Genomic DNA, 11,424 nt, shown 5'->3' on the forward strand with positions numbered 1-11,424 from the left:
TAGTGTTTCGGTGGTTATAGCGTAGGGGAAACGCCCGGTTACATTCCGAACCCGGAAGCTAAGCCTTACAGCGCCGATGGTACTGCAGGGGGGACCCTGTGGGAGAGTAGGACGCCGCCGAACAATTCTTTGGAAAACCCCCGCATCTTCGGATGCGGGGGTTTTCTGCGTTTAGGGTCGAGTCATGCGCTATGACCTCGTGATCTTCGATAATGACGGTGTCCTCGTCGACAGCGAGCCCATCTCCAACCGGCTCCTGGCCGCCTACCTCACCGAGTTGGGGCACCCCACGTCGTACGAGGACTCCGTCCGGGATTACATGGGTTCCGCCATGCACCGGGTGCACGATCTGGTGGAGGAGCGGACCGGGCGGCGGTTGCCCGTGGACTTCGACGACGTGTTCCACGCCCGGGTCTTCGCGGCCTTCGAGCGGGACTTGAAGGCGGTGGCCGGCGTCGAGGAGGTCCTTCAGAAGCTTGCCGCCGACTCCGTGCCGTACTGCGTGGCGTCGTCCGGGAGTCATGAGCGGATCCGGGTGGGGCATCGGACCACCGGGCTCGATCGGTGGTTCGACGAGGGGCGGATCTTCAGCTCGCAGGATGTGGGGAGGGGAAAGCCGGCTCCCGATCTGTTCCTGTACGCGGCCGAGCGGATGGGGGTCGCTCCGGAGCGCTGTGTCGTCGTCGAGGACAGTCCGCTGGGGGTGCGGGCGGCGGTTGCTGCGGGGATGGACGTGTACGGGTTCACCGCCATGACGCCGGCGGAGAGGCTGGCCGGGGCCGGGCGGTACTTCTCCGACATGCGGGAACTGACCGAGCTGCTCCTGTGAGGACGTAGAAGCTGAGTCAAATTCATCTTTGGCTGGATCTACCCACGGGTAAGCCGGGGCCCTACGCTCGCCGCCATGACTGATGTGCTGCGGCGCGGCAGGGCCTCGTTGGCGTTCAGCTTCTTGGTGCAGGGGGTCGCCTTCGCTCTGCTCGTGACGCGGATTCCTGCCATCCAGGACCGGTACGGGGTTTCCGACGCGCTGCTGCCCGCCTTCTTGGCCGCCGTGCCGATCCTCGCCGGGGTCGGGAGCGTGACCACCGAGCGGCTGGTGAAGCGGGTGCGGCCGAGCATGCTGCTGCGGTGGTCGCAGCCCGTGGTGCTGCTGGCGCTGCTCGGGGTCGGGGCCGGGGAGCGGATGGTGGAACTGGGCGTCGCGCTCGCGGCGTTCGGGCTCGCCGTCGGGGTGCTGGACGCGTCGATGAACATGCTCGGGGTGAGCCTTCAGCGGTCGTACGGGCGCAGCATCATGCTCGGTTTCCACGCGGCCTACAGCCTGGGCGGGATCGCGGGGGCCTCGCTGGCGTGGGTGGGGGCGCGCTGGGATCTGGCCTTGTGGGTGTCGTACTTGCCGGTCGTGGCGGTACTGCTGCCGGCGGTGCTGGTGGGGAGCCGGTGGTACGTCGACGACGAGGCGGCGCAGGCGGTGGAGGGGAAGGCGGGCGAGGGCCAGGTCGTCGTCTTCAAGTGGCTGTTGCCGTTGTGTCTGGTGATGACCGTGGCGTACATCGGGGACTCCACGGTCTCCAACTGGAGCGCGAAGTATCTGAAGGACGTGCTCGGGTCGTCGGAGCAGATGGCGACCGTGCCGTACAACGTGTACATGGTCACCACGCTGCTGGGGCGGGCGATCGGGGACCTCGGGGTGCGGCGGTTCGGGGCCGTCTCGGTCGTGCGGGGCGGGGCGCTGGTGGCGGCGGGTGGGTTCGCCGTGGTGGCGGTGGCGCCCGGGGCGTGGGTGGGGATGCTGGGGTTCACGCTGCTGGGGCTCGGGCTGTGTGTGCTGGTGCCGCAGACGTTCGCGGCGGCCGGCAGGTTGTTCCCCGGGGCTTCGGATGCGGCCGTGGCACGGCTGAATGTCTTCAACTATGTGGGGTTTTTGATCGGTTCGCCGTTGGTCGGGGCGCTCGGGGACGCGTGGAGCTACCGCGGGGCCATGGTTGTGCCGATGGTGTTGGTGCTGGTGACGCTGGTGTACGCCCGGTCGTTCGCGCCTCAACCGGACCGATACGGTGGCGGACATGAGCGGCCGCGCACAGCTGATGTGGGACGAGGCAGTAACGGGCTATGACTTTGGTCCCGGGCATCCGATGGACCCGGTCCGGCTCGCCCTGACCCGGGGACTGGTCGGTGCCTTCGGGCTGGACCGGGAGGTGGAGGTGGTCGCCGCGAAGGCGGCCGGGGAGTCGACGCTGCGGCTCGTCCACCGGGAGGACTACATCGAGGCGGTGAAGGCCGCGTCGGCGGAGCCGGGGGCGGCGGACCAGTCGTACGGGCTGGGGACCATGGACGATCCGGCGTTCGCCGGGATGCACGAGGTGTCGGCGCTGATCGCCGGGCAGTCGGTGGGGGCGGCGGAGGCCGTGTGGCGCGGTGACGCGCTGCATGCGGTGAACTTCGCGGGCGGGCTGCACCACGCGATGCCGGGCGGGGCGTCGGGGTTCTGCATCTACAACGACGCGTCGCTGGCGATCGCCCGGCTGCTGGAGCTCGGGGCCGAGCGGGTGGCGTACATCGACGTCGACGTGCATCACGGGGACGGGGTGCAGGCGGCGTTCTGGGAGGACCCGCGGGTGCTGACGATCTCGCTGCACGAGCATCCCCGGACGCTGTTCCCGCAGACCGGCTGGCCGGAGGAGACCGGGGCGGACTCGGCGGAGGGCTCGGCGGTGAACGTCGCGCTGCCGGCCGGGACCGGGGACGCCGGGTGGCTGAGGGCGTTCCACGCGGTCGTGCCGGAGCTGATCGCGGACTTCCGGCCGCAGGTGCTGGTGACGCAGCACGGGGCCGACACGCACTTCGAGGATCCGCTGGCGCACCTGGCGGTGTCGCTGGACGCGCAGCGGGCGGTGCAGGTGGCCTGTCACGACCTGGCGCACGACTACGCCGACGGGCGGTGGGTGGCGCTGGGCGGGGGAGGCTACGCCGTGGTGGACGTCGTGCCGCGGTCGTGGACGCATCTGGTCGGGATCGCGGCGGGCCGGGCCGTGGAGCCCGAGGCGGTGATCCCCGAGGGCTGGCGGCAGGAAGCGTTCGCCCGGACCCGGCAGTTGGCCCCGGCGCGGATGACGGACGGACGCTGGCCCGTGGCCTTCCCCGGCTGGGAGGAGGGCTACGACCCCGCCGACCGGCTGGACCAGGCGGTGCTGGCGGCTCGGCGGGCGGTGTTCCCGCTGCGGGGGCTGCTGGCCTGACCGGGTGGGCCTCCTCGTAGGCCGACCGTGCGGTGTTCGCCGGTTCCCGGGACACGTGGGGCGCCTGTCGCGCACGATCTCCTCGTGCTGACCCCCGAAGCCCTTCGTGCGCACCTGGTGGGCGCGCGCCTCGCCGGGACCGTGGCCACGCCTCGTGAGGAGAGCCTGCGGAGTTACCGGCTGTTCGCCGCCCGGGACCCCCGGGTGCTCCTCGGTCTCGATCCCGAAGGGGCGTGGAGCCAGCGGGATTTGGTCGAGCTGATGGCGGACAGGTGCGGGATTTCGGCCGATTCCCGTCGGACTTCCGGCCAGGACGTGATCGATCCGGGGCGCACCCTGGCCGCGCTGGACGCCTTCGCGGAGCGCCTCGCCGAGGCCGCCCGGCGGAGCGCACCCGTGCTCCTCTGCACCGGGCACCCCCACCGGCTGCTCGGTTTCTACGCCGCTCTGGCAGACGCGCTGTCGGCGGCGGGGTGTGAGGTTCTCACCCCCGCGCAGGGTCGCTGTGTCGACATAACGACCCGGTTCGGCCTACGCACGTACAACCTCGACTACGTACGAGGAGTCGCGCTGGTGCGGGGATCCGACGGGGAACGCCCCGGTTGTGAGCCCGGCGCACATACGCACTCACCTCTCCCGGTTCGTACCGTGTTGGCCGCTGCCGCGGAGGCCGGCGGGCCCCTTCCGGAGCTGGTCATCGGGGATCACGGGTGGGTCTGCGGAGCAGGTCAGCTGGGGTTCGAGGCCATCGGGCCGGCGGATACGGACGACCCCGCCCTGTTCGTCGGTGAGGCCGAGGGGTCCGTCTCCGTCGTCGTTCCACTTGATGACGGAGTGCGGTCTGATTACTACCTGCCGCTTACCCGCTACGTACTCAATCGGGCGTGTCTGTCACAGTAGGCCGCCGATGGGTGCACCTCTTCCCCACTCGCATCACCCGCCCCTACATTGGGGAGTGAGCACGCAGCGACGAAGAGTCACCGGAAGGGGAAGCCGGTGGCCGTCGAGTGCGGAAGGTTCAGGTGTGTCATGGCTGCAGCTGGCGAGAGGCCTCTGAACGAGGTTCAGTTCCTTACCGTGGCGGAAGTCGCCTCGGTGATGCGAGTGTCGAAGATGACCGTGTACCGGCTGGTGCACAGCGGTCATCTGCCCGCGATCCGTGTGGGGCGGTCCTTCCGCGTCCCGGAGCAAGCGGTTCACGAGTACCTCCGCGAGAGTTATGTGGGGGTGGAAACCGCCTGACGACTGAGGCGGGGTGGTCCCTCACAGGGCACTCGGGATCACCCTGGCCTCCTCGATTACGACCTCAGCGCTCGGGCGGGTAGGCTAGCCCCTCGTAGGTCGTGTGGGCCCATGGCGCCCAAACAACCGAGTGATGAGAAGTGAGCGAGGGTAGTCGTGGGCTCTGTTATCAAGAAGCGGCGCAAGCGGATGGCCAAGAAGAAGCACCGCAAGCTGCTCAAGCGCACGCGCGTTCAGCGTCGCAACAAGAAGTAAGTTCGCGACGCGGACGCCGCGAGAGCGTTGCTGTGGCCCCCCACCCACTGGTGGGGGGCCACATGTGTTCCGGCTCGTACGTCCGGCTGCTTGTCGTCACTTCGCGCATCGGGCGGTCATCACAGCGCAACGCCGACCCGCTAAGTTGGCCCCACGGGGGAACGCGGCGGGGCAAGAGGTTTTCTGGAAGGAAGGCGCTGATCTTGGGCAAGGTCGTGCTCGTGACCGGAGTGGCCCGCCCGCTGGGGGGCCGGTTCGTACGGCGGATCCAGCGTGACCCCGAGGTGGACCGGGTCGTCGCCGTGGACGCGGTGCCGCCCGAGCACCATCTGGGCGGCGCGGACTTCGTCCAGGCCGACATCCGGCAGCCCGGGATCGCGCGGGTGCTCGCCGAGACGGGCGCCGACACGATCGTCCACCTGGACGTGACGGGCACGCCGCTGGGCAGCGGCAACCGGGCCTCCCTGAAGGAGACCAACGTCATCGGCACCATGCAGCTGCTCGGTGCCTGCCAGAAGTCCCCGAACGTGCGGCGGCTGGTCGTGAAGTCCAGCACGAACGTCTACGGCTCCGCGCCCCGCGACCCGGCCGTCTTCACCGAGACGACCCCGCCCAAGTCCCTGCCCAGCGGTGGCTTCGCCAAGGACACGGTGGAGGTCGAGGGTTACGTGCGAGGCTTCGCGCGCCGCCGGCCCGACGTGGCGGTCTGCGTGCTGCGGTTCGCCAACATCCTCGGCCCGACCGCGGACACGCCGCTCGCCTCGTACTTCTCGCTGCCGGTCCTGCCGACCGTGTTCGGCTACGACCCGCGGCTTCAGTTCGTCCACGAGGACGACGTGATTGAGGTGCTGCGGATCGCCTCGCACGAGCCGCGGCGGGGCACGCTCAACAGCGGCACCTTCAACATCGCCGGCGACGGCGTGCTGCTGCTCTCGCAGTGCTCCCGGCGCCTCGGACGCCCCACCGTGCCCCTGCTGCTCCCGGCCGTCACCTGGGCGGGCTCGCTGGTGCGTACGCTGGGCATGTCGGACTTCTCGCCCGAGCAGATCCGGCTTCTCACCCACGGCCGGGTCGTGGCCACGGGCCAGATGCGCGAGACGCTGGGATTCCAGCCCAAGTACACGACCGCGGAGACGTTCGCGGACTTCGCACGCAGCCAGGGTCCCGGACTTCTACCGCCGGAGGCCGTGGCGGGGGCCGTGGACCGGGTCGCCGCGCTGCCCCTCGCGGGCGGCGGCCACTCCCCGACGCAGAGCGCCAACTGAGGAGCGCATCAACGATGGCGGATGCCAAGGTCATTCCGTTCGACGACGACCGGTCCCGCGGGGGCGCCGTGCAGCGTCCGCAGCGGCGCCGGAGCACGGGGAACCGGCGCCCGAGCACGGAGTCCGTGCCGGTCCGTGAGGTGCAGCCCCTGCCCACCAGGGCTGTTCCGCAGGATGATGTTCCTGTGACGTCTGAGGAACAAGCGCCGGAGGGCCCCCAGGGCGGCGAGGGTAGCCTGGAGCGGCGTATCGCGGGCGGCCTGGCCTTCCTGCGCCGCCGCCTCACCGGGGACTACGAGGTCGACGACTTCGGCTACGACGAGGAACTGACCGACCAGGTCCTGATGTCCCTGCTGCGCCCGCTGTACGAGAAGTACTTCCGGGTGGAGGTGAAGGGCGTCGAGAACATCCCGTCCGAGGGTGGCGCCCTGATCGTCGCCAACCACTCCGGGACGCTGCCGATGGACGGCCTGATGTTGCAGGTCGCCGTGCACGACAACCACCCGGCGGGCCGGCATCTGCGGCTGCTCGCGGCGGACCTGGTCTTCATGCTGCCGGTGGTCAACGAGCTGGCCCGCAAGCTCGGTCACACCCTGGCCTGTGCCGAGGACGCGTCCCGGCTGCTGGAGCAGGGTGAACTGGTCGGGGTGATGCCGGAAGGCTTCAAGGGCCTCGGGAAGCCCTTCGCGGACCGCTACAAGCTCCAGCGCTTCGGCCGCGGCGGTTTCGTCTCGACCGCCCTGCGCGCGGGGACGCCGATCGTGCCCTGCTCGATCGTCGGGGCAGAGGAGATCTACCCGATGATCGGCAACGCCAAGACGGTCGCCCGGCTGCTGGGTTTCCCGTACTTCCCGATCACGCCCACGTTCCCGTGGCTCGGCCCGCTCGGGGCGGTTCCGCTGCCGACCAAGTGGACGATCCAGTTCGGCGAGCCGATCCCCACGGACGGTTATCCGCCGGAGGCCGCCGAGGACCCGATGCTGATGTTCAACCTGACCGACCAGGTCAGGGAGCAGATCCAGCACACCCTGTACAAGCTGCTGGTGCAGCGCCGGTCGGTCTTCTTCTGATCGGTCTTCTTCTGAGGCAGCGCGTACGACTGCGGTGCGTACGAATGCGGTCGTGCCTACGACGATGGGGGCGCTCCTTCCGGGGAGCGCCCCCACTGTCGTACCGCCGGCTAGTCGGCGTCCTCGCCGTCGATGCCCAGCCCGGGCAGCAGGTCGGGCAGGAGCGGCGGGAGTGTCACGTCCGGCTCGGGGACGGGCGTGTCGCCTTCCGCCGACGGCGAGGTGCTCGCGTCGCTGTCCTGCGGCGGGTCGAGCAGGCCGCCGGTGTTGCCGCCGAGCAGGCCGTCGCTGTCGCTGCCGGAGCCGGCCGAGCGGCTGGGGCTGCCGGAGCCGGCGCTGCCCTTGTCGGAGGGCCCGCGGCCGCTGTCGCTGGGCCGGGCCGACCGGTCGGTGGCCGAGGAGCCGCTGGAGGCCGACTCGGAGGCGCCCTGCCGGTTGCCTTCACCGCCGCTGTGGGCCGGGGGCTCGGGCAGCAGGGACCGCAGCGGCGCGACGTCCTCCTCTATGGCGTCGAACACCGACGACACCTGCTCGCTGACGTCCCCGAGCTGCACGGGGAGCCTCTCGCGCAGTTCGCCCCAGGCCTCACGGTGGGAGCGGGAGAACGCGGACAGGGCCTGGATGGGCTCCAGGGAGTCCGGATCGCGCTCGTACGCCTCGCTCAGCAGCCGGTGGCCTTCCGACGCGTCGTGCCGCATGCCGGACAGGGCACGGCGGATCTCGCCCAGGGATTCGTGGTCCAGCGGGCCGCTGCGGCCCCGCTCCATCAGGCGGCGGGCTTCGCTGAGCCGGGTGGAGGCGTGGTCGAGATAGACCCGGCCGCGCTCGTCGACTCCGTCGGCGAGGCCGAGTTTCACGTCCTCGATGCCGCGCTTGAGGCCGTAGAGCGAATCGCCGGGCAGGGCGTCGGAACTGGCTGCGGCGACTCCGCCGAAGGCGCTCGCGGCCACGCCGACGCTGAGCCCGCCCGCGGTGAGGCCCTTGGCGAGGCGGGACCGCGGCCGGAGCTTCTTCAGCGGGCTCGCGCGGTGGGCGCCACGGGCCCGGGTGGAGCGCTGTTCGGGGACTGCGCTGTCCGTCGCCCCGCCTCCCGCGGTGCCCTCCTGGAGCATGGCCTCGAACGCGGCCACCAGCTGGGCCCGCTGGACGACCTTGACCTCCGGGTCGAGCTCCGGCTTGGGCAGCGCGTCGAGACCGGAGGCGAGCGCCAGCAGGCGTGCCTGTTCGGTCCGCTCCGCGGCGGCCGGGGTCGGTGCCGATCCTTCGGTCTGCTCGGCCGCCGTGCCCTGCTCGGACTGCTCCTGAAGGGCCTGGGCGAAGGCGTTCGCCCGCCGGTGCGCCGATACGTTCGCGATCACTGGCGGCACCTCCTCTCGTCATGACGGTCGACTCCCCAGGGGGTCCTGAGGGTTGCACACCCTGACCACGACCACACGATCGGGTGATCGGAGCCGGTCAGGGGGTGACCACAGGGAGCCTGCATCCCGCACAACGAGTGGCGCGGCACTTGGGTTACGGACGCCGGATGACCGGATGCCGAAGTCAACGGACTTTCACGGAAAGTGAGTTGACCGTCGCCGAGCGTACGGCCCGGTCAGCGGGCGTCTTCCGGGAGGAGCCGGGCGAGGGTGCGGACGGCCCGGTACTGGAGGGTCTTGATGGCGCCCTCGTTCTTGCCCATGACGCGGGCGGTCTCGGCGACGGAGAGGCCCTGGAGGAAGCGGAGTGTCACGCACTCCTGCTGCTGGGGGTTGAGTCGCCGCACCGCGTCGAGCAGGGCGGCGTTGGAGAGGGACTCCAGGACGGAGTCCTCGGGGGAGCGCTCGACCTCGTTGGCGTCGAGCATCTCGCCGGTGGTGACCTCGAGGCGGAAGCGGCTGGACTTGAAGTGGTCCGCCACGAGGTTCCGGGCGATCGTCACCAGCCAGGCGCCGAAGTCGCGCCCCTGCCAGGTGAAGGTCCCGATGCGCCGCAGGGCGCGCAGAAAGGTCTCACTCGTGAGGTCCTCGGCAGTCGCCTTTCCTCCGACCCGGTAGTAGATGTACCGGTAGACGGTGTCGCTGTATTGGTCGTAGAGGCGGCCGAAGGCGTCGGACTCGCCGGCCTGGGCGCGCTCCACGAGGTCCATCATGCGGGCGCTGTCGCTGTCCGCCGCCGGCCGTCGGGCGGTGGCCGCGCCGGACGGGCGCCCTCGTCTGCCGACCGCGGCGCTGCCGTCGGCCAGTGCATAGCACGGGCCTACGGGCGCGGCGGTGGCGAATGCGGGGCCGGCGTACGCGGTGGGGACGAAGCCGCGCAACAGGTCGAGGACCGTTGCGCGCAGCGTAGCCAGGCCCGAGGCGTCAACCCCGACGTGTGGGTACACGGGACTCCCAGAGGCAGAGCTTCCATCACGTGCAGTGCGGGACCTTTCACCCGTCGTAGCGACGGAGGGGCACCGGTTTGCGTCTGAGGAGAATAACGCTTCGTGTAGGCCCTGCTACACCGAGTTGCTCAAATCATCGATTACGTCGCTTCGGTAACCGATTGACGCCGCATCAAGTGCCGGAGAATGCACGGTTGTTGATCGAATCGGTTCGGATTGAGGCTGAGTCCAGGGCGTGTTGTGGCCGTGTGCAGCCAAGAGGACTGGATACGAGGTTGTGGGGGTACGCCAGTTGGATTTACGGCGTTTGTCATCCGGTAAACGAAGGTGCCACGGATTGATCGGTCTTTGGCTGATCGGCCGTCGGGTGATCAGCCGTCAGCGGCGACGGCGGTGCAGGGCGATCGCCGCCGCCGTGCCGCCGGCCACCGCGCCCACGCCGGCCGCGGCCGGGATGCCGACCTTGGCCGCCTTGCGGCCGGTGCGGTAGTCGCGCAGGCGCCAGTCCAGCCGACGGGCGTGCTTGCGCAGCTTGGAGTCCGGGTTGATGGCGTAGGGGTGGCCGACCAGGGACAGCATCGGGATGTCGTTGTGCGAGTCGCTGTAGGCGGCGCAGCGGGTCAGGTCCAGGCCCTCGGCCGCGGCCAGCGCGCGGACCGCCTCGGCCTTCGCGGGGCCGTGCAGCGGTTCGCCGACCAGCTTGCCCGTGTAGACGCCGTCGACCGACTCGGCGACCGTGCCCAGGGCGCCGGTCAGGCCCAGGCGGCGGGCGATGACCTGGGCGATCTCGACGGGGGCCGCCGTGACGAGCCAGACCTTCTGGCCCGCGTCCAGGTGGGCCTGGGCCAGGGCGCGGGTGCCGGGCCAGATGCGCTCGGCCATGTACTCGTCGTAGATCTCCTCGCCGATGGTCTGGAGCTCGGCGACGCGGTGGCCCTTGACGATCGACAGGGCCGAGTCGCGGGCCTCCTGCATGTGCTCGGGGTCCTCGACCCCGGCCAGCCGGAACCACGCCTGCTGCCAGGCGAACCGGGCCAGCTCACGCGTCTCGAAGAACTTCCGCTTGTACAGGCCCCGTCCGAAGTGGAAGAGGGCGGCGCCCTGCATGACGGTGTTGTCCAGGTCGAAGAAGGCGGCGGCCTGGTCGTCGCCGTGGACCGGGAACTGCGGTTCCTCGGTCGTGCCGGCGGCCTCCTGTGAGGACTTGCGGGCAGCCTCCGCCGAGGCCTCGCCTGCCAAAACGCTCCTCGCCGTGGCGGAGCGCCTACGGGGAGTGAGCCATCCGAGAGCGGCCATGGCGTGAGCATAGCCAGTTTGTTCGGGGGTTCCGGAGTCGAGAGGTTTGGAGCGTGTGAACTCTCGGCGAGTGTGTCGTTACAGAGGTCGCCCGGGACGGGCATGGCCGGCGTGTCCGTTGGGCGCGTTCGCGGGGGTTCCCCTTGTTCGCCGGCGCGCGACAATGGCCGGCATGAGTCCCCTCTTCCGTCGCAGGCCCCCTCGGGACCGGCTCGTCACCCTGATCCGCAAGCCCGGCTGTCATCTGTGTGATGACGCACAGGTCGTTGTGGAGAAGGTGTGCGGTGATCTGGGAGTCCCCTGGGAGCAGAAGGACATCACCGAGAACCGGGAACTGCACGACCAGTACTGGGAACAGATCCCGGTCGTGCTGGTGGACGGCAGGCAGCACACGTTCTGGCGGGTGAACGAGGACCGCCTGCGCAAGGCGCTGACCGACTGATCCCGGCCGGTCCCGCAACTGACCGAGCAGTCCAAAGAGGCCGGAACGTCGCTTAGGATCGACGGCGGCTGGTCTCGGGGGCGGGATACACAGAGGAGTGTGTGCGGTTTTGCCCCCAGAAGTAGAGGAACAGTGGTGCGAGCGCGCCGGTTCCCCACGAGTGCGCCGGGGGCGCGTGACCCCGGTCACGTTGGCCGGGCAAATCGGACACCATCTTTGTGCACGCGTTCACAAAGACATAGCCTGC

The 11,424-nt window shown here is 70.0% G+C and carries 12 protein-coding genes and 1 rRNA gene; 10 read left to right on the plus strand and 3 right to left on the minus strand.

Annotated elements, in window-relative coordinates; translation table 11 throughout:
* The first annotated feature begins 6 nt into the window (after positions 1–6).
* From rrf to QC385_RS06840, 9 genes are all read left to right on the plus strand, one after another.
* Positions 7–123, plus strand: a 5S ribosomal RNA gene (rrf, locus tag QC385_RS06800).
* Between the two features lie 61 nt (positions 124–184).
* Positions 185–829, plus strand: a complete 645-nt coding sequence (locus QC385_RS06805; RefSeq protein WP_279540371.1) for an HAD family hydrolase — start codon at positions 185–187, stop codon at positions 827–829.
* Between the two features lie 75 nt (positions 830–904).
* Positions 905–2,119, plus strand: coding sequence for an MFS transporter (locus tag QC385_RS06810; RefSeq protein WP_279540372.1), 1,215 nt, complete (start codon positions 905–907; stop codon positions 2,117–2,119).
* Positions 2,070–3,242 (plus strand): acetoin utilization protein AcuC, encoded by a 1,173-nt coding sequence (locus QC385_RS06815; protein WP_279540373.1) that lies wholly within the window; start codon positions 2,070–2,072, stop codon positions 3,240–3,242. The genes QC385_RS06810 and QC385_RS06815 overlap by 50 nt, the downstream gene beginning before the upstream one ends.
* An 84-nt stretch (positions 3,243–3,326) precedes the next feature.
* Complete coding sequence (locus QC385_RS06820; RefSeq protein WP_279540374.1) at positions 3,327–4,142, plus strand: phosphatase; 816 nt, start codon at positions 3,327–3,329, stop codon at positions 4,140–4,142.
* A 129-nt stretch (positions 4,143–4,271) separates the two neighbouring features.
* On the plus strand, positions 4,272–4,484 hold the full coding sequence (locus QC385_RS06825; protein ID WP_004984898.1) for a helix-turn-helix domain-containing protein: 213 nt from the start codon (positions 4,272–4,274) through the stop codon (positions 4,482–4,484).
* Between the two features lie 156 nt (positions 4,485–4,640).
* Positions 4,641–4,739, plus strand: a complete 99-nt coding sequence (locus QC385_RS06830; protein ID WP_003948845.1) for a 30S ribosomal protein bS22 — start codon at positions 4,641–4,643, stop codon at positions 4,737–4,739.
* Positions 4,740–4,942: 203 nt separating this feature from the next.
* The gene (locus QC385_RS06835) at positions 4,943–6,004 is read left to right on the plus strand and encodes an NAD-dependent epimerase/dehydratase family protein (RefSeq protein ID WP_279540375.1); all 1,062 of its coding nucleotides are present in this window, start codon (positions 4,943–4,945) and stop codon (positions 6,002–6,004) included.
* A 14-nt stretch (positions 6,005–6,018) separates the two neighbouring features.
* Positions 6,019–7,074: a lysophospholipid acyltransferase family protein gene (locus tag QC385_RS06840; RefSeq protein ID WP_279540376.1), complete on the plus strand. Its 1,056-nt coding sequence runs from the start codon at positions 6,019–6,021 to the stop codon at positions 7,072–7,074.
* 110 nt (positions 7,075–7,184) lie between these two features.
* Here QC385_RS06840 and QC385_RS06845 read toward each other — a convergent pair whose 3' ends face one another.
* The 3 genes from QC385_RS06845 to QC385_RS06855 form a co-directional block, all read right to left on the minus strand.
* Positions 7,185–8,432: a DUF5667 domain-containing protein gene (locus QC385_RS06845; RefSeq protein ID WP_279540377.1), complete on the minus strand. Its 1,248-nt coding sequence runs from the start codon at positions 8,430–8,432 to the stop codon at positions 7,185–7,187.
* 236 nt (positions 8,433–8,668) lie between these two features.
* Positions 8,669–9,439 carry an ECF subfamily RNA polymerase sigma factor, BldN family gene (locus QC385_RS06850; RefSeq protein WP_086852376.1) on the minus strand — a complete coding sequence of 257 codons (771 nt, stop codon included), beginning with the start codon at positions 9,437–9,439 and terminating at the stop codon, positions 8,669–8,671.
* Between the two features lie 378 nt (positions 9,440–9,817).
* The gene (locus QC385_RS06855) at positions 9,818–10,735 is read right to left on the minus strand and encodes an HAD family hydrolase (RefSeq protein ID WP_279540378.1); all 918 of its coding nucleotides are present in this window, start codon (positions 10,733–10,735) and stop codon (positions 9,818–9,820) included.
* Between the two features lie 163 nt (positions 10,736–10,898).
* On the opposite strand from QC385_RS06855, the gene QC385_RS06860 reads away from it, so the two are divergent.
* Positions 10,899–11,177, plus strand: coding sequence for a glutaredoxin family protein (locus tag QC385_RS06860; protein ID WP_279540379.1), 279 nt, complete (start codon positions 10,899–10,901; stop codon positions 11,175–11,177).
* Positions 11,178–11,424: the final 247 nt, after the last annotated feature.

This window comes from Streptomyces sp. DH10 (assembly GCF_029813805.1).
Classification (GTDB): Bacteria; Actinomycetota; Actinomycetes; order Streptomycetales; family Streptomycetaceae; genus Streptomyces; species Streptomyces coeruleofuscus.

Coding starts and splice junctions, on each gene's coding strand:
- QC385_RS06805 (WP_279540371.1), top strand. CDS start 185: ATGCGCTATGACCTCGTGATCTTCGATAATGACGGTGTCCTCGTCGAC.
- QC385_RS06810 (WP_279540372.1), top strand. CDS start 905: ATGACTGATGTGCTGCGGCGCGGCAGGGCCTCGTTGGCGTTCAGCTTC.
- QC385_RS06815 (WP_279540373.1), top strand. CDS start 2,070: ATGAGCGGCCGCGCACAGCTGATGTGGGACGAGGCAGTAACGGGCTAT.
- QC385_RS06825 (WP_004984898.1), top strand. CDS start 4,272: ATGGCTGCAGCTGGCGAGAGGCCTCTGAACGAGGTTCAGTTCCTTACC.
- QC385_RS06840 (WP_279540376.1), top strand. CDS start 6,019: ATGGCGGATGCCAAGGTCATTCCGTTCGACGACGACCGGTCCCGCGGG.
- QC385_RS06855 (WP_279540378.1), bottom strand. CDS start 10,735: ATGGCCGCTCTCGGATGGCTCACTCCCCGTAGGCGCTCCGCCACGGCG.
- QC385_RS06860 (WP_279540379.1), top strand. CDS start 10,899: ATGGCCGGCATGAGTCCCCTCTTCCGTCGCAGGCCCCCTCGGGACCGG.